At 73.6% G+C, this 17,046-nt stretch carries 12 protein-coding genes; 1 reads left to right on the top strand and 11 read right to left on the bottom strand.

Going from position 1 to position 17,046, the window contains the following annotated elements; translation table 11 throughout:
- Positions 1 to 9: 9 nt before the first annotated feature.
- From P2F65_RS05045 to P2F65_RS05010, 8 genes are read right to left on the bottom strand one after another with little or no spacing between them, the layout of a single operon-like run.
- Positions 10 to 1,455 carry a phosphotransferase gene (locus tag P2F65_RS05045; protein WP_275804772.1) on the bottom strand — a complete coding sequence of 482 codons (1,446 nt, stop codon included), beginning with the start codon at positions 1,453 to 1,455 and terminating at the stop codon, positions 10 to 12.
- Positions 1,452 to 4,784: an ABC transporter transmembrane domain-containing protein gene (locus P2F65_RS05040; protein WP_275804770.1), complete on the bottom strand. Its 3,333-nt coding sequence runs from the start codon at positions 4,782 to 4,784 to the stop codon at positions 1,452 to 1,454. Before P2F65_RS05040 ends, P2F65_RS05045 begins: the two co-directional genes overlap by 4 nt.
- Positions 4,781 to 6,055: a hypothetical protein gene (locus tag P2F65_RS05035; protein ID WP_275804768.1), complete on the bottom strand. Its 1,275-nt coding sequence runs from the start codon at positions 6,053 to 6,055 to the stop codon at positions 4,781 to 4,783. Before P2F65_RS05035 ends, P2F65_RS05040 begins: the two co-directional genes overlap by 4 nt.
- The gene (locus tag P2F65_RS05030; RefSeq protein ID WP_275804766.1) at positions 6,052 to 7,329 is read right to left on the bottom strand and encodes a glycosyltransferase; all 1,278 of its coding nucleotides are present in this window, start codon (positions 7,327 to 7,329) and stop codon (positions 6,052 to 6,054) included. Before P2F65_RS05030 ends, P2F65_RS05035 begins: the two co-directional genes overlap by 4 nt.
- Positions 7,314 to 9,467, bottom strand: a complete 2,154-nt coding sequence (locus P2F65_RS05025; RefSeq protein WP_275804764.1) for an aminoglycoside phosphotransferase family protein — start codon at positions 9,465 to 9,467, stop codon at positions 7,314 to 7,316. Before P2F65_RS05025 ends, P2F65_RS05030 begins: the two co-directional genes overlap by 16 nt.
- Entirely contained in the window at positions 9,464 to 10,762 is a 1,299-nt protein-coding gene (locus P2F65_RS05020; RefSeq protein ID WP_275804762.1) for an aminoglycoside phosphotransferase family protein, read from the bottom strand. The genes P2F65_RS05025 and P2F65_RS05020 overlap by 4 nt, the downstream gene beginning before the upstream one ends.
- A complete protein-coding gene (locus P2F65_RS05015; protein WP_275804760.1) occupies positions 10,759 to 12,003 on the bottom strand; it encodes a glycosyltransferase in 1,245 nt (414 codons plus the stop codon). The genes P2F65_RS05020 and P2F65_RS05015 overlap by 4 nt, the downstream gene beginning before the upstream one ends.
- Positions 12,004 to 12,005: 2 nt before the next feature.
- On the bottom strand, positions 12,006 to 13,007 hold the full coding sequence (locus P2F65_RS05010; RefSeq protein WP_275804758.1) for an NAD-dependent epimerase/dehydratase family protein: 1,002 nt from the start codon (positions 13,005 to 13,007) through the stop codon (positions 12,006 to 12,008).
- 319 nt (positions 13,008 to 13,326) lie between these two features.
- Between P2F65_RS05010 and P2F65_RS05005 the strand changes: the two genes are divergently transcribed.
- Positions 13,327 to 14,229, top strand: coding sequence for a phosphotransferase (locus P2F65_RS05005; RefSeq protein WP_275804756.1), 903 nt, complete (start codon positions 13,327 to 13,329; stop codon positions 14,227 to 14,229).
- 3 nt (positions 14,230 to 14,232) lie between these two features.
- Here P2F65_RS05005 and P2F65_RS05000 read toward each other — a convergent pair whose 3' ends face one another.
- The 3 genes from P2F65_RS05000 to P2F65_RS04990 form a co-directional block, all read right to left on the bottom strand.
- The gene (locus P2F65_RS05000; protein WP_275804755.1) at positions 14,233 to 14,628 is read right to left on the bottom strand and encodes a DUF302 domain-containing protein; all 396 of its coding nucleotides are present in this window, start codon (positions 14,626 to 14,628) and stop codon (positions 14,233 to 14,235) included.
- A gap of 366 nt (positions 14,629 to 14,994) precedes the next feature.
- Positions 14,995 to 16,137, bottom strand: coding sequence for an MFS transporter (locus P2F65_RS04995; RefSeq protein ID WP_275804753.1), 1,143 nt, complete (start codon positions 16,135 to 16,137; stop codon positions 14,995 to 14,997).
- A 15-nt stretch (positions 16,138 to 16,152) separates the two neighbouring features.
- A complete protein-coding gene (locus tag P2F65_RS04990; protein ID WP_275804751.1) occupies positions 16,153 to 17,037 on the bottom strand; it encodes an alpha/beta fold hydrolase in 885 nt (294 codons plus the stop codon).
- Positions 17,038 to 17,046 lie beyond the last annotated feature (9 nt).

Raw genomic sequence — 17,046 nt, 5'->3', positions numbered from 1 at the left:
CGCCGTCCGTCAGGACGCGAGCCCGCTGCTGCCCAGGTGGTGCTGGAGCACAGCCAGCCGTGGCTCCACCCGCAGGAGGCGCACCTTGGTCCAGGCATGGAGCAGGCCGGTCAGGAGATCACAGGTCTCCCAGAGGAGCACGCGCTCGCGGGAGACCGTGGCGTGCCGCTCGTAGGCGGAGAGGAACTCCTCGCACAGGCTGTCCATGAGGGCGAGGTGCTCGCCGAGCGGTGCGCCCGCGAGGGGCTGGCCGGTGTAGAGCAGCGAGCTGATGCCGATGTCGCGCAGCTTGGCCATGAACCGGCCCAGGTCGAGGGCGGGTTCGGCCATCGAGGCGCCGTCGAAGTCGATGAACCCGATGCGGCCGTGGTTGAGCAGCACCTGGGCGGGCCGGAAGTCGTGGTGCGCCGGCACGACCGGGTCGGCCGGGTGCCGCTGGGCCACCTCCTCCAGCCGGCTCAGCAGCGGCTCGGCCGCGCCCTCGATCTCCGGGATGGTCAGCCCCAGCCGGTCGAGCACCTCGCGGATCTCGGCGACCTCGTCCTCGAGGGTGGCCGTGCGGCCGTATGCCGCGCCCGAGCCGTGGAGTGCCGCGAGCGCGCGCCCCGTCCGGGCCAGCTCGATGCGCAGCCGTGCCAGCAGCTCCGGGTCGCCGCCGGCGAAGGCCTGGCGAGCCAGCTCCTTCAGCGTGAGCTCCTCGCCGATGGGCCCCTGGACCAGGATGCGCTCCTCGGGCAGGAACGCCAGGGGCTGCGCCATCTCGACGATCCCGCGCCAGGCCGCTGGTCGTTCCCACAGGGCCGTCATGGCCGCCCACGCCGTCTGGCCCTTGTCGCCCTGGTGGGTCTTCAGCACCACCGGTGAGGGGGGTCGCGGGCCCGGCGCGGCGGCATACTCCACGCCCACCACGACGGTGCACCGGCTGCCGGGCTTGTAGCGGACCACGACCGGGTCGCAGGAGGTGATGGTGGCCTCCGGGTGGCCCGCCTGCCTCACGACGGGCTCGAGCAACGCCGCGACCGCGTCAGGCTCGGTGAGCAGGGGCAGGGCCGGGAGGGCCACGTCGGTCTCCTCGTGGTGCAGGTGCAGGCGCAGGTCGGGAAGCCAGACCGACCACGCCCCCTGGCCCAGCGCCACTACCTGCACCCCCGGCGCCACGCCGGGTGGCGCCGGCTGCGACGGTGCGACCAGGTTGCCGACGAGCACGACGTCGCGCTCACCGTCCGGGCCGGCCACGCGCAGTCGGTAGCGCGCGATCCACTCACCGTCCTTCGCGCGCAGACGTTCGGGCTGGCACTCGACCAGAGTGGCTGCGCCGGAACGGAACTCGGGCACCGCGTCCCGGAGGCTGCCGGCGACCCGTTCGGGCCGCATACCGTCGGCGAGCCACTCGGGCAGCACCCCGAAGGAGTCGAGGGCGTCGTTCACCTGGTTGCGGTCGGAGATCAGCGTCATTGGTCCACCCTCCTGGTGGGACGGGATTCGAGCAGGGACAGGGCCAGGTCGAGGCGGTAGGCCTTGAGCTGGCGAGCGGCACGCAGGGCGCTGCGGGACAGGGTTGCGCTGCGGTAGAAGGTGATCCGCTCGAAGGCCGAGGCTGCGGCCGACGTGCGCTTGCCCACGCCGCCGTAGCCGGCCAGGAACGAGCGGGCGAGCTCGCGGGCGAGCGCGCGGCCGGACCGGCCACCACGCTTCGCCGCGAGCAGCTCGAGGTGGGCGATGAAGCGGCCGAGGTCGAGGGCTGGGTCGGCCCAGCACAGGGTGTCGAGGTCCACCACGGCCGCGTTCCTGCCGTCGAGGAGCACCTGCGACGGGGTGAAGTCCCCGTGCGAGAGCACCACGTCGGGAGCCTCGGGAGGTGGCTCGAGCAGCACGGGGCTGCTCGCCCGCACCCGGTCGGCGGCCTCGGGCCAGAACCGGGACACCAGTTCCAGGCCCTGGACCAGGCCGTCCTTCTCGTCGGCCGCCGTGTGGACCGGCGCGGTGGCGAGGTCGCTCCCGTGCATCAGCGCGAGTGCCTCCCCGGCCGCCCGCACCGCGGCGTGCAGCTCGGCGCTCTCCTGCCCGAGCTCGGCGGCCAGCGGCGTGGCCAGCACCGAGCTCAGCAGCCTGGGGATGACCGGCTCCCCGGGAAGGGCCTCGGTCACCAACAGGTGCAGTCCCGGTGCGTAGATCACCGGCTCCGGGAAGCGCCGGCCGTTCGCACGGCTGGCCGCCCCACGGCCGCTCGCGCGTCCTGCCCCACGACCGGCACCGGTCCTCGCGCCGCGCGGCTGGCGCCCGAGCGCACGGAGGAAGCTGTCCACAGCCTCGCCCTCGAGCCCCGGATACACCTTGCCGTACAGGCGTCGCGGCCCGCTGTCGTCCTGCCCGGCCAGGGTGTAGCGCAGGACGCAGGCTCCTTCACGCGGGTGGTGCACCACCTCGACCAGGGGCGGCTCGGCGCTGCTGAACGGGCTGTGGGCCAGCCGCGCCACCGTGCGGGGACTCATGGCCTGCCGCAGCGTCGGCAGGTCGGGATCGACAGGGAAGACGTGCAGCGCCAGCGCGGCCTCGGGCACGACGGCTGCCAGCGCTCGCCATGGCGGTCCGGCCGCGCGCCGCCCGCCGGCCAGGGGCCGCACCCGTTGCTCGAGGTAGGCCCGCGCCGAGTCCTCGTCCTGGTGCACCCGTCCGAGGACGACGTGCTCGCTCTCGGCACCCTCCGGGGTGACGACCCGCACGTCGTAGCGCAGCGTGCAGCTCCCGTCCTCGCGCAGCCAGAACGTGCCGGCGCTGACGCCGCGCACCCAGTGACGCGTGTCGAGGAGGCACTCGCCGATCCGCTCCGCCATGCGAGCGGGGTCCAGGGCGTGGACCAGGCCGGGCAGGTGCTCGTGCAGCCTCGGGCTGACGGGCACCGCCGGTGAGGTCTCGGCCACCGGCTCGGGCGGCGGGGCCAGCTCGGCTCCGGCGCCCACGGCATACAGCTCGGCGAAGTGGCCACGGCCGCGCATCAGGGCCTCCGGCGTGCCGGACTCCACGATGCGGCCACGGGAGATGACGAGCACCCGGTCAGCGCCCTGCACGAGGCCGGGATCGTGCGAGATGACGATCGTCGTGGTGCCGCGCATCAGCTCGCGCAGCGCGCTCACGACGGTCTGCGCCGACTCGGCGTCGAGGCCGGTGGTCGGCTCGTCGAGGATGAGGATGGGCGCGCGCCGGATGAAGGCCCGCGCGATGGCCAGGCGCTGCCGCTGCCCGCCGGAAAGGGTCGAGCCGCGCTCGCCGAGCACCGTGTCGTAGCCGTCCGGCATGGCCATGATGAAGTCGTGCGCGTTGGCCATCCGGGCCGCCGCCTCGATGTCCTCAGGGGTGGCGTCGGCGATGCCGTAGCCGATGTTCTCGGCCACGGTGCCGCTGAGCAGCACCGTCTCCTGGAGCACCAGGCTGACCTGGCTGCGCAGCGAGGCGAGGGTGAGCCCGCGCACGTCCATGCCGTCGACGAGCACCGCGCCGGAGTCGGGGTCGTACAGCCGCGGGACGAGCTGGGCGATCGTGCTCTTGCCCGCTCCACTGAACCCGACGAGCGCGACGACCTCGCCGGGGGAGACGTCGAAGTCGATGTCCCGCAGGACCTGGGGCCGGGAGGTGGCCGCCGTGCCGTCCTCGTGCTCGGCGGGGTAGGTGAAGCTGACGTGCTGGAACGTGAGCCGGCCCTCGAGAGGGGGCGCGGGCTGGGCGTGCGGGCTGTCGGTGACCACCACCTCCCGGTCGAGCAGGTCCTCGATCCGCTCGACGCTGGCGAAAACCTTGCCGATCTTGTACCACTCGCTCACGATCTTGCGCGCCGGCTTGAACATGTTCTGCAGCAACAGGACGAAGAGCACAAGGGTGCCGATGCTGATGGCGCTGCGGTCGACCAGCCACACGCCGAGCCACACCACGGCGGAGATGGAGAGGGCCTCGACGAGGGCGATGACGAAGCTGAACTTGGCCTGGATGTTGGCCGCCTTAAGGGAGGCCAGCATGCTGCTTCCGGTCTGGTCGGAGAACTTCGCGAGGTCGACGGTGCCGCGGCCGTAGCTTTGCACGAGGCGGATCGAGGACAGCATCTCCTGGGCCGTGGAGGCGAGGTCGCCCTCCCGGTCCCGCTGGGTCTTCGACGCCACCTTGATCCGGCGCGAGTAGTGGTTCGACACCAGTGCGAGGGCGGGTACGACGATCACCGCGACGAGGGCGACCGTCCACGACTGCCACAGCAGGAAGACGAAGCTGCCGACGAGCACCATGAGGCTGCCGAGGATGTTGCTGACCGACTTCACGACGAAGTCCTCGACCACGAGCACGTCGCCGGTGACGCGGGTGAGCACGTCACCGGTGCGCTTCTTGTCGTGGTAGCCGAGCGGGAGCCTCTGCAGGTGCGAGTACATCTCGACGCGGATGCTGTAGCCGAGCGACCGGCCGCCGCGCGCCATGCAGACCTCCGTGAGGGAGTCAGCCGCGCTGTTCACCGTCGCGATCCCGATGATCGCGATGGTCAGCAGCAGGATCGTCTCGAAGCGCTCCGAGGCCAGCACCTGCGGCGCGCCCAGGTCGCGCAGGCTCTCGCGGGTGCCCTGGAGGAAGTCGATGAGGAACGCGATCGGCCACGGTTCGAACACCGCGGTGACCGCCTCGACGGTCAGGAACAGGACGCCGAGCACGTACACCTTCCGGCCGCCCATGAACCGCCGGAACAGTCGGACGGTCCTGCGGAGGTCACCGGCCGGCCGCCGCTGCCCCTGGTGCCTGTGCCTGGTCACGCTGCCTCCCTGAGGTCGTCGAGGCACCGTTGTGCCTCCTGGATGAGTGCCGCGGCCACCGGGGAGCGGGGAGCCCGCGCGAAGGCGCGAAGTGCCTTGCGCTCCAGGGCGACGGCGACGTGCCAGTGGATGCGCGGCAGGTCGCCGACGTCTCCGCGTGCGCGCAGGTAGCCGTCGAGGAATGCTGCGGCCAGGGTGTCGAGGCCGTCGTCGGCCGGCCCCCGGTTCGCGAGCCGTCGCCGGATGCCCTGCTGGCGCAGCGACGCCAGGAACGTCCCCACGTCACCGGCCTGGTCGGAGACGCCGACGTGGTCGAGGTCGAGCACGCACACGCGGGTGCGCCCGAGCAGGAACTGGCTCGGTTTGCAGTCGCCGTGGACCGGTCCGATGCGCGGTGGTGGCAGGAGGCGCTGGGTCGCGCCCAGCCGGTGCGCGAGCGCGGCCGCGGCCTCGCCGAGGCCACGGTCGACCGTGCCCACCCGGGTCGCCCGCTCGCCGAACCGCGAGAGCTCGCGGTCCACCGGTCGCTGGCGCGTGGTCACCACCGCCTGCTGGTGGAGCTCGGCGAGCGCGGCGGCAGCCCGGACGACCCCGGTGCGGGCGGCCGCGGTGTCGGGGCGCCGGGACCGGGTGAGCGCGTCCAGGGAGGTGCCCGACACGACCTCCTGCACCACGAGCGCCAGCTCGGGCACGTATGCCGCGGTGCGCGCGAACGCGAGCACGCCGCCTCTGCCGCGCCTCGGGCTCGGCGCCTCGGCGACGACGGCCGCCGCTTTGTCGTCGCGGTGGTAGGCCTTGGCGACCAGGGCCAGCGGGGAGCCGGAGTGCGTGGCCAGGACTGTGGCGCGCTTCTCCGGGCGGTAGCGCAGCAGGGCGAGGCGCAGCCGGTCGGGCCGGCGCGCCCACGCCGAGTCGGGCTCGACGGACCCGCTCTCGACCAGGGCCGCGGCCAGCAGTGGGCCGAGCTCGGCCGGGTCCATGACCCGCGGCAGGCCGGGCAGGTCGGGGTCGTGGGGGAAGGGCGAGAGGCGCACTCCAGGATCGACCACCACATCTCCCGAACCCCCGGCCGGCAGCACGTCGCCGCGCACCAGCCGTCCGGCCGTCTCGTAGAGCACGACCGCCCGGACCCCTGGCTCGAGCTTGGCGTCGAGGACGTGACACCGTGCCGTGCCGGTGCCCAGCGCGGCCCCGAGGCGAGGCCCCATGACCCGCGCCGACAGGGCCTCGCCGAAGCGGTCGGCCAGCGAGCTCTCGAGGTGGGCGGTCACGCGGGCACCTCCACCTTCTCCACGCCGGGGGTGAAGAGCGCGTGGAGCCGGCGGGCCGCGTCGTCCACGTCGTAGCCCGCCACGACCGATGCCCTGGCGGCGGTGCCGAGACGTTGCCGGAGCCGGGGGTCCTTCAGGACCTGGTGGAGCGAGTCGGCCACTGCCGCAACGTTTCCGGGCTCGACGACCAGGCCGTTGTGCTGGTCGTGCACCAGCTCGGGGATCCCGCCGACGGCCGTCGTCACCACCGGAAGCCCGCACGCCATGGCCTCGACCAGCACGTTGGGGATGCCGTCGCGGTCACCGTCGTCGGTGACCCGGGGAGCGAGGGTGAACACGTCGGTGGACGCCAGGGCCGCGACCACCTCGTCACTGTCTCGCGCGCCCATGAGCTCCACGCGCGAGCGCAGGCCCAGCTCGTCGCGCAGGGCCACCAACCGGTCGTGCAGCGGCCCCTCGCCGTAGAGCCGGAAGCCGAAGTCGACCCCACGGTCGCGCAGGAGCGCGAGGGCGCGCATCAGGTCTTCGAAGCCCTTCTTCTCGACGAGCCGGCCGACCGAGGTGATGACGGGTGTGCCGTCGACGCCCTCGGCCTTCGGCGGCACGGGCGTGAACCGGCTGAGCTCGACGCCGTGGTGCACGACGAGGACGGGCGGCAGGTGCTCAGCCGGCACCGCTTCGCGGATGTAGTCGGCGTTCGCCTCGCAGCACGTGACGACTGCGGAGGCGGCCCTCGCCCGGGCAGCCAGGCTGCTCGCCGGGATCTGCAACAGGTCTCGCGCATGCCCGGTGAACGTGAAGGGCAGGTCGGTCAGCTCGGCCGCCATCAGCCCGACCAGCGCGGGGTCGTGTGCGAAGTGGGCGTGCAGGTGGGTCACCCGCTCGCCGGCCGCGCGCCGCCGGATGGTGGCGGCGGCCACGGCGACGGCGTGCCCGAGGCACTCCAGCGCGGTCGCCTCGCCGTACCCCCAGGCGAGGTCGGGGTGGCGCAGCGCCAGCCAGACCATGCGCGCCAGGCCCAGCGGTGCGCGCGAGGACACCGTCGCGACGTCGCGGGCCAGGGCCCTCACGCGGCCGACACCCCGGCCGTCGAGGTGGACGACGTCGGCGCGCACCTGGGCCACCTGGGGCTGCACGAGCGTCTCGCCCGAGTGCGCCAGCGCGAAGACCGTGAGCTCCACGCCCCGCCGCTCGAGCGCCAGGATCTCGTTGACCACGAAGGTCTGCGAGAGCCGTGGCCAGCTCCGCACGACGTACATCACCCGCTCAGCCATGTGACCCCCCTCGTCAGGGCGCGTGCCACCCCGGCCGCGCGCTCGCCACTCGTGCTGCCGCGGCACGGACCGGTTCCCCCGGCCCACTGCCGTGCGATCTTCAGCCACGCGTATGCCGCGTAGCGCGGCAACGTCTCGCTGCCCCGCCAACCCGTGGCGGCGGCATACGTGTCGACGAAGGCCTTGGCGAGCGTCCCGTCGTCGGCGCCGAACGCCTCCAGGTAGGCGCAGAAGTGCGCGACGTCGAAGGCCGGGTCGCCCTGCCGCGCCTCGTCGAGGTCCACCACGCAGACGGAGCTGCCCACGAGCACGTGCCCGGGGTGGAAGTCCTTGTGCAGCGGCACCTGCCGCGCGGGGGAGGCGGGCATGGCATCGGCCCAGCCGCGGGCGAGCAGGTGTGCCGCCTCGGCGTGCTCGGGGTGGGCAGTGGCGACCAGGTCCGCCCACACCTGCGTGCTGGCGCGCTCCTGGGCGTGCGACAGGGACCGGGGGAGCACGACGGCCGACGTGTGCAGCCGCGCCAGCCAGCGGGCCGCCTGCTCCACCCCGGCGAGGGCCTCGGGGCCCGGTGGCAGGAGGGAGACCGGCGTCCCCTCGTCGCAGCGGTAGAGCACGACGGTGTCGTCGGCCAGCAGCGCGAGCGGCTCGGGCACGCGGAGGTCGCCGCCGACGAACACGGCCTCGGACAGCAGGCGCAGGTGCTCGTGGAGGAGCCGGGCGCGCAGCGGCTCGCTGAAGGACTTGCCGACGAGGGTGACCGGCGAGGGACCGTCCAGCCCGCGAACCGTGCACCGCACCACGCTGCGCCGGCCGGCGACCACCGTGAGCTCCTCCGTCGCGTCGACCTCCAGCTCGGCCGGGTCTGGCCCGTTCGCCTGCAGGGCGGTCCTGAGCAGGACGGTCAGGCGCGGGCCGTCGAGGAGCACCGGCAGCGGCTCGGGCTGCTCGGCCACCAGGTCCTGGGCCGCGTCGACCAGGCTCGCGGCCAGCCCCCAGCTGTGGGTCTCGAGCCGGCGGAACCGGCGGGCCGCGACCTGCAGCAGCCCGGCCGTTCGCCACCAGCGCAGCGACTCGGGCGCGACGGGGCCGGCCGTCTCCTCGTAGGCCGAGAGCACAGTGGAACCCGCGGCCTCGAGGGACTCCTGCAGGTGCGGCACCCTCAGCCCCTGCCAGGCCAGGTGGGCCAGCAACGCGCCGAGGTCGCGACCGCCGTCGCCCCGGCACAGGCCATCGAGGTCGAGCAGGGTGAGGTGGCCGTCGGCGCCGACCACGAGCTGCCCCGCGCGGAACCCTCCGTGCGCCAGCACCGGCGTCGCCGGGAAGGGCACCGTCCGGGCGAGGGCAGCCACCACCTCGGCACACTTCTCACCCAGCCGGGGTGCCGCGACGTCGACGGCTCGAAGCTGATGGGCGAGCGTGTCGAGCTGGTCGGCCGGCGTGAACGCCGGCACGACGAGGCCTTCGTGCCGGTGCAGCACCGCCAGGAGCCGGCCGACAGCGCCGGCCACGGCCTCCCGCTCGACGCCGGCGAGGTCAGGGTCGCCCAGCACGGCCGACCCGGAGCGGCCCACGGCTCCCCGGACGACCACGGCACGCAGGTCGGGCCAGACGGCGACGACGCCGGGCACCGCCCCCGCCAGCGCCGGAGCGGCCGCCAATGCGTCCGCGACCGAGGAAACGGCCCGGAAACCGTCGTGCGACAGGACTTTCGCGAACAGGGTGAGCTGACCCTGCGGCACCTGGACGTCGTATCGGACCACACACCTCGAGCCGGCGCGGTAGCGCACGGGCTCCACCGTGCAGCGCAGCCGTCCGCCGAACAGCGGGGCGAGCCGGGCGCTGACGGCGCCCTGGTCCAGCACGGTCGCGAGGCCGGGGAGGCCCGGGTCATCGAGGAAATGGGAGGTCGCCACGCCGTCGGGGCCGACCCTGACGTCGTGGAAAGCGGTCACCGCTCCTGCCTGGCCGGGCGCACGGAAGGCGAGCTGGCACCCCTCTCCCGGGGCCCAGCGCGCGTCGTGGCGCTGCCAGCCGGCTGCCTCCGCCCGGGCCAGGGCAACCTCGAGGTGGCGCAGGGAGGGATCGGCCTCGGCCAGCGCGAGAGCGGGGCTGCCGTGGGCAGCGACGGAGGCCGTCATGACGCGGCCCCGCTGAGGGTGGCTCGTGCCGCCACGGCGACCTGGGCCCGCACCCGGTTCGTCCAGCTCGGCTCGTGCACGGGGCAGCGTCGGGCAGCGAACCGGAGCATGAAGACTGGCACCAGCGCCTCAGCCCGTGCCCAGCGGTCCTCGGCAGCAGGCCCGTAACCGCGCCGCAGGGCGGCGACCAACCGCGCCGGCCCGGTCGTCGGGGCGGGCGACCACCAGTGCAGGTCGGCCACCAGCTTGGCCAGGTCGACCGCAGGATCGCCCAGCGCGGCCCGGTCGAGATCGAGGAGGTGCAGCTGGCGGCCCGCGAGGAGGTTGTCGGCCTTGAGGTCACCGTGGACGAGGGTCGGGGACCCGGGCGGGAGCGACGCGAGGGCAGCTGCGCTGGCTCGCACGATGTCGTGGACGCTGTGGCTGACGGAGGGCAGCAGGGTCTGCAGGTGCTCGGCGGCCCGCAGCGTGGCCGCCAGCTCACCGCCCGGCTCGGTCAGCGGCAGCACCTCGCCCAGTCTCTCGGCCGCGCCGACGTCGTCGTGCACCAGCCGCAGGGCCCGCCCCACCAGCTCGAGGTGCGGGGTGCTGTCGCGCCCGGGGTCCGCCAGGCGTCGCGACAGGGGCAGCCCCTCCGCCAGTCGCCAGAGCGCGGCACGGTCCCCGGCCACCCACCCGAGGGGCTCCACGGGTCCGACGCGAGGGCTGCGGGTGCCCAGTGTGCGGTGCAGCTCGGCCGCCACGCGCACGGCCGCCTCACCGGAGCCCTCGCGGTCGGTCTTCACGACGACCCCGCCTCGCAGCGTGCCGGCCGTGGCACGCAGCACGTGGCGCTGGCCGGGTCGGTAGCGGACCGTGCGGATCCGCAGCACGTCGTGCAGGAGGGGCGGCGAGGACGTCAGGTGCCTGACCACCTCGGCGAGGTGCACCGGGTCGCTCAGGCGGGCCAGCTGGGGCATGTCCGGGTCGAGGGGGGAGGCCAGCACCGAGATGTGCTCGCCGTCGGCGCCGTGCGGCTCGAGGTGCCAGGTCACCGCCAGGTGCACAGGCGCTCCGACGGTGTGCAGGAGGTAGTAGGCGCGCAGCCGCCGCCCCGGCTTGAAGTTGCTGCGCAGGACCTCGACGCTGCCGACGCGGTGGGCGGGAACGGCGTGGGACAGCGCTGTCGCCAGGCCGTGCCGCCACGGGTCGAGTACGAGGCGGCGCACCTCGCCCACGCCGAGCGAGCCGGAGAGCACCTCGGCCAGGCCCGGGGCCTGCGGGCCGTCGTGCAGCGAGCTCACGAACACCGTCACGCCTCGTTCGCGAGGGCACCCTGTGTGAGCACCGTCTGCCCGGGCACGGCGAAGCTCCCGGCGGCGGGGGACAGCAGGTGCTCGACGGCCCGCTGCCGGCCGTGCAGGTCGGGCTCCGGCCCGGCGGCGCGGACCGGCCCGTCCAGGGCCGCGTTCATGGCGTCGGCGAGCCGGCGCTCTCCGAGCTCCTCCGGTTTCAGCCAGTGCACCCAGCCGCGGTCGGCGAACGCCTGGGCCCGCAGCCGCTGCTCGGCGCTGGGCCCCGAGCGGGGCACCAGCAGCGCACGAGTCTTGAGCGAGAGGATCTCGGCGGTCGTGTTGTAGCCCGCCATCGCGACGACGAGGTCGGCGGCGTCTATGTAGCTCAGCGTGTCAGGCACGCTCGGGCGCAGCGTGACGGGTAGGTCCCTCGTCATCTCGGCCAACCGGTCGCGCTGGTGCGCCGGCAGGAAGGGCCCCGTCACGATGACCACCGCGCACTCACGCTCGGCGAGCAGGTGGGGCACCGCCCGCGCCACGGTCTCGAAGAGCGGGTAGCCGTCCGCCCCTCCGCCGGCCATGACGACCACCACGTCGGCGTTCGGGTTCTTGCGCAGCAGGCGCTCACGCACACGCCGGCGCCGTCTGATCGGTGCCGGCGCGCAGATGTAGCCGCAGTAGCGCAGGCGACTCTTCAGGGGCGCGGGCCAGTCGTACTCGGTGGCGATGTCGAAGACCTCGGGAGACCCGTAGACCAGCACCTCGTCGTAGTGCCGTTCGACAGCCTCGAACGCGCCCTCGAGGTGCCACCGCTGCCGCACCGTGTTCGGGGCGTCGAGGATGTCCCGCAGGCCGAGGATCATGCGAACGCCACGACGCTCCAAGCTCTCCAGGGCGGGCACCAGTTCGCCCATCGCGCCGTGCGGCATGTGGTCGACGAGCAGGATGTCGGGGGCGAAGCTCTCGGCGGTGGCCCTGATGATCTCGGTGCGCATGGCGAGCACGTCGGCGAAGGGCATCGACAGCGACACGGGGTGCCAGTCACCCGGGCCCACCTTGCGCACGGAGGGTAGTTTCAGGTGCTCGTGCCCCGCTGCGGTGGCGAAGAAGTGACCAAGCGGGGAGTCGCACAGCGTCAGCACGGTGGCGTCACTGCGGGCGGACAGGAACTCCCGCGCCAGCAGCGTCGTGCGGCGCTGGTGGCCGAGTCCCAAGCCGTCCTGAGAGTAGATCAGCAGGCGTGGGCCGCTGGCCGTCGCCATGGTCAGGCCCCGACTGCGGGCAGGAGGGCCAGGTCGTCCGGCTCGCGCCGCCGACGCAGCGCGGCGTGCCACTCCACCTGGCGCTGCAGGCCTGCACGCAGGTCGGTCCTGGCGGCCCAGCCGAGACGCTGCTGGGTGATGGCGATGTTGCCCTCGGTGCGCGGCACGTCACCTCGGCGCTCCTCGCACTGCTGCACCGCAGCGCCGGCGACGCCGAGCAGCTCGTTGAGGCAGCCGATGAGGGTGCTGACCGCAGTGGGCCGGCCGCTCGCCACATCGAGGACCGCAGCCGGAGGAAGGTCCGCGGTGAGCGACCTCACCGTCGCGGCCACGATGTCCCCGACATACGTGAAGTCCCGCACCTGGCTGCCGTCCCCGAAGACGGTCAGGGGGCGCCCGTCGAGCAGCGACTCGATGAACCGGTGCGCGGCCATGTCAGGACGTTGCCGGGGGCCGTAGACCGAGAAGTAGCGCAGCGACACCGTCGACAGGCCGTGGCCGGCGGCATACGCGCCGACCAGTGTCTCAGCGGCCAGCTTGCTCACGCCGTAGGGGCTGTACGGGCGCGGTTCGGCGCGGGCGATGAGGGCCTCCGCCTCCCCGCCGTACACGGAGGAGCTGGAGGCGTACACGAGACGCTGCACCGTGCCGGAGTGGACGGCGGCCTCCAGCAGGCGCTGGGTCGCCATGACGTTGCGCTCCACGTAGCGCCCGAACGAAAGCCCCCATGACGTGGAAACACCTGGCTCCCCGGCCAGGTGGACGATCGAGGTGACGCCGTCGAGCGTCTCACCCAGGTCGACATGGAGCAGGTCGTCCTCGACCAGCTCGAAGCCCGGATGTCCCATGACCTCGCGGAGGTTGTCGCGCTTGCGGGTCGGGTCGTAGAACTCGGTGAAGGCGTCCAGTCCCCTGACCCGCCACCCCTGCTCCAGCAGCGCCTCGCAGAGGTGGCTGCCGATGAAACCTGCCGCCCCGGTCACCAGGATCCATCCGTCGCTCATTGATTTCCTCCAAACACCGTCGGTCCCCCCGATGACGAGCGGGTGAACTCGTCCCCTCCGTCGAGCAAATCAGGGAACGTACGGGCGGGGATCGGGCTGAAGCCGTACAGCCCACTGTGCCCCGGTGCGACGGTCGGTTGAGGGTCGGCTCATGTAGCCGGACTACGGCGTGACCAGGTCGGCGTCCGGGCGGTCCGCGCACCGCGGGAGGAAGAGGTTCCCCTCGGGGGCGATCGTGTGCTCCAGTGTCCGGGTGGACGCGAAGGCGGTGGCGCGGACCTTTGGGCTCGGCCGGGGCGGGCGACTGTCGGAGGGGCCCGTGGCCAGGGGCAGGCAGGGGCTGGTCTGGCGGCTGGAGACGGCGGATGGCCGCTGGGCGGTGAAGGTTGCGCTGCACCGGAGCACCGAGGAGGAGGTCGAGCCGGCCACCGCCTTCCACGAGCAGGCGTGGGCCCGCGGTGTGCCCACGCCACGCGTGGTGCGCACCCTCGAGGGATCGGTCCTGGCCGATGTCGGTGAGCACCAGGTCCGCCTCTACGAGTGGGTCGACCTGCTGCCGCCCGACCCGCAGGTCGATCCCGTGCTGGTGGGAGCGGTCGTGGCCGCCGTCCACCGCGTGGTCGTGCCTGCCACTGGTCCCCCCGACGCGTGGAGCCACCAGCCGGTGGGCGCCGCGCGCTGGGACGAGCTGGTGCGCCGGCTCACGCAGGAGGGCGCGCCCTTCGCCCCGAGGCTCGCGGACCTGCGCGACGAGCTCGTGGCGCTGGAGTCCTGGATCGAGCCGCCCGAGGTCCTGCAGACCTGTCACCGAGACCTCTGGGCCGACAACGTCCTGCCGACGGCCGATGGTGGTCTGTGCGTCATCGACTGGGAGAACAGCGGGCCCGCCGACCCCAGCCACGAGCTGGGCTGTGTGCTCTTCGAGTTCGCCCGCACCGACCCTGGCCGGGTCAGTGCGCTGTTGTCCGCCTACCGTGGGTCGGGCGCCTCGGCGAGGGTGGAGCGACGGGGGCACTTCTCGATGCTCATCGCGCAGCTCGGGCACATCACCGAGATCGCTGCACGCGACTGGTTGACGCCGAACCCGAGATCTCCTCGCCGCGAGGACGCGCAGGCGTGGATCAGCGAGGTCTTCGACGAGCCGCACACCCGTGCGGTGCTCGACGACCTCCTGCGGCAGGCGCGGCCGGTGTGGGGAGCCCCGTCGGTGCCAGCGCCCTGAGTGTCAGCGCCCTGAGACGGCGTCCAGCGCAGCCTGGAGGCGCGTGCCCGCGTCGGTGGACACCTCCGACAGGGCGTCGTTGCCGGTCAGTTCCACCATCGTGGCCGGGTCGAGGGCCTCGACCACGGTCTGGTCCGCGCCGGTGCTGCGCACCACGACGTTACAGGGCAGCAGGAGGCCCACCGACGGCTCGGCCTGCAGGGCGGCGTGCGCGAGGGGCGGCCGGCAGGCGCCGAGGATGACCTGCGGCTCGATGTCCGCGTCGATCTTCGCCTTCAGGGTCGCCTTGAGGTCGATCTCGGTGAGCACGCCGAAGCCCTGTTCCCGGAGGGCCGTGCGAACGGACTCCAGGGTCTCGTCGAACGGGCGGTTGACGGTCGTGCTGAGGGCGTAGCCCATCGGTGCTGCCTCCTCGAGTCGCAGGCGTCTGCCAACGTCCGCAGCATACTGGGCCGGGTATCGCGCGACCATCGGAGCGCTGGGCAGCCCGCGGTCAGCGGCGGGGGAGCCGCAGCACGACGTACGCGGCGGCGACCATGACCACGGCCAGCACCGCCAGGACCCCGTCGAGCAGGGCCTGAGCGGTCGGAGTGCTGAGGTGGAGGGGCTCCCGCAGGGCTACGGCGGCAAGAGGCAGTGTCAGAGCAAGAGCCGCTAAGGTGCCGAATGCCCTGTGCCACAGGGGAACCCGTCTCATGGCTCATGGTGGGTCCAGGTGCGGGGACGGCACCTGCGGCAGGAGGGTGAGATCTCGGCGCGCCGGCATCACCCCTTTGAGCGATCGTCGACGCGGTGCACCAGCCACGCCGAGGTCGCCATGGTGACCGCGAGCACGACGCCCAGGGCGCCGTAGCCCGGCCCGGCGAGCACGGCCCCGCCCACGACCGCACCGACGAGGTAGCCGGACTGCGTCGCGGCCGTGCGGGCAGCCATCATCGCCGCCGGGTGGTCGGGAAGCTGCTGGAGCGCGAGCCCGGCCGACGCGGGGGTCCGGATGCCCGCGACGAACCCGATGAGGCAGAAAAGCGTGGCGGCCAGCACGGCGCTGCGCGGACCGCTCAGCATCGCCGGCAGGAGGCCGGCCATGACCAGGGCGGACGCCCACACGAGGCGGCGTGGTGGCACTCGCCGCGCCATCCGGCCGGCGCCGCTCGAGGCGGCCAGGTAGGCCGCAGCCCCGGCGGCGAGCAGCCACCCGGCGAGGGCGTCGGGGACCCCCAGCTGCTCGATGAAGTAGGCGCCGGAGAAGGTCAGCAGGCAGGTCCACGCGGCGAACGCGGTGACCTCGCTGACCACCCACCGGCGGGCAGGCGTCACGGTGAGGGGCTCCCACAGCCGACCGGGAACCCTGCCCCACGGCACCGGGGCGGCGCGCCCCGCTGCCACGAGTGCCGTCACGGCGATCGCGGCGGGCACCGCCATCGCGGCACGCCAGGACGCCCGCGCCGTGATGCCGGACGCCAAGGGGTTCACCACGATCCAGGCCAGGGCGTTGGCGCCCGCGACGTAACCGGTCGCCCACGCCCGCCGGTCGGGTCCGAAGGCGGCGATCCCGGCGAAGCCGCCGGAGAGCAACGGGGCGAAGGCCAGGCCCACCAGCACGTGGGCGGAGAGGAAGGCGGCGGTGCTGCCCGAGGCGGCCACGAGCCCGCAGGCCACCACGGCCACGGTGGACCCGGTGCGGAGCAGGGTGCGCACGGCCAGGCGGTCGGCCCGCGCAGTGATCGCCAGCGAGGCGGTCACGGAGACCAGCGCCGTCACGGAGCGCGCCTGCCCCACCGTGGCCACCGGAGCCCGCAGGTCGGTGCTGATCGCGACCATCGTCGGGGCGAGGACGACGAGCAGGGACTGGGACGCCATGGTGGCCAGCACCAGCGGCGACAGCACGCGCCAGGGCTGGACGTCCATGCCGCAGAGGCTCGTTCAGCCGGCGGCGCTGCGCAGCTGCGGCGGCTCGGGGTCGCTGGTCCGGTCGATGAACTCGCGCACCACCTCGGCGAACCGCTCCGGCTCGTCGAGGTGCGGGAAGTGTCCGGCCCCCTCGAAGAGCTCCACGCGACATCCCGGGATCGACCTGTGGGCCAGGACGGCGTGCCAGGCCGGGATCATCCGGTCACGGGTGCCCCAGACGACCAGGGCGGGCATGCCGGCGATCTCGGGCAGGAAGTCGCGCGCGCTGACGCTCTGGCCACCGGGGTCGATGACGGCTCGGGTCGTGGCGAGGAAGGCACGCCGGCTGTCGGCGTCGCAGAGCGAGGTGAACCCGTGCCACACCGCCGTGAGGTCCGCCCCCGATCGCCAGCCGACCCTGCCCAGGGCCCGGCCCACCATCTCCACCCCTCCGAGCAGCCATCCCGACGCCGCCACCTGGAGCACCAGCTCGGCCCCCGGTAGGGTGGCGGAGCGCAGGAGGGGGCTGACCTCCCGTCCCAGCCCGCCGGTGCCGACCAGCACGAGGCGCTCGACACGCTCGGGGAACAGGTAGCAGAACTCCAGCGAGATGCCACCGCCGAGGGAGTGCCCGACCAGGGTGACCCGTTCGATGTCGAGGCGGTCGAGCAGGTCCCTGAGGGTGGCCGCATGGGCGCCGAGGGAGTAGTCGCCCGCAGGCTTGGCAGAGGCGCCGTGGCCGAAGAGGTCGGGCACGACCACCCGGTGCGCGTCGTCGAGGCGGTCGACGAGGTGCCGCCAGTTGCGGTGCGACCCCAGCAGCCCGTGCACGAAGAGCACCGCGGGGCCACTGCCGCTGTCCACGTAGGAGAGGTCCTGGCCGTGCAGCGTCATCCTGAGGGGGCTGATCTCGCTCATGGCGCCTCC

This window comes from Knoellia sp. p5-6-4 (genome assembly GCF_029222705.1).
GTDB lineage: Bacteria > Actinomycetota > Actinomycetes > Actinomycetales > Dermatophilaceae > Pedococcus_A.
Note: the sequence above shows the minus strand (reverse complement) of the source record. Positions and strands in the feature narration are given on the sequence as shown.

Excerpts from the sequence above, each read along its gene's own strand:
- P2F65_RS05045 (WP_275804772.1), bottom strand. The coding sequence starts at position 1,455 with ATGACGCTGATCTCCGACCGCAACCAGGTGAACGACGCCCTCGACTCC.
- P2F65_RS05030 (WP_275804766.1), bottom strand. The coding sequence starts at position 7,329 with ATGGCTGAGCGGGTGATGTACGTCGTGCGGAGCTGGCCACGGCTCTCG.
- P2F65_RS05025 (WP_275804764.1), bottom strand. The coding sequence starts at position 9,467 with ATGACGGCCTCCGTCGCTGCCCACGGCAGCCCCGCTCTCGCGCTGGCC.
- P2F65_RS05015 (WP_275804760.1), bottom strand. The coding sequence starts at position 12,003 with ATGGCGACGGCCAGCGGCCCACGCCTGCTGATCTACTCTCAGGACGGC.
- P2F65_RS05010 (WP_275804758.1), bottom strand. The coding sequence starts at position 13,007 with ATGAGCGACGGATGGATCCTGGTGACCGGGGCGGCAGGTTTCATCGGC.
- P2F65_RS05000 (WP_275804755.1), bottom strand. The coding sequence starts at position 14,628 with ATGGGCTACGCCCTCAGCACGACCGTCAACCGCCCGTTCGACGAGACC.
- P2F65_RS04995 (WP_275804753.1), bottom strand. The coding sequence starts at position 16,137 with ATGGACGTCCAGCCCTGGCGCGTGCTGTCGCCGCTGGTGCTGGCCACC.
- P2F65_RS04990 (WP_275804751.1), bottom strand. The coding sequence starts at position 17,037 with ATGAGCGAGATCAGCCCCCTCAGGATGACGCTGCACGGCCAGGACCTC.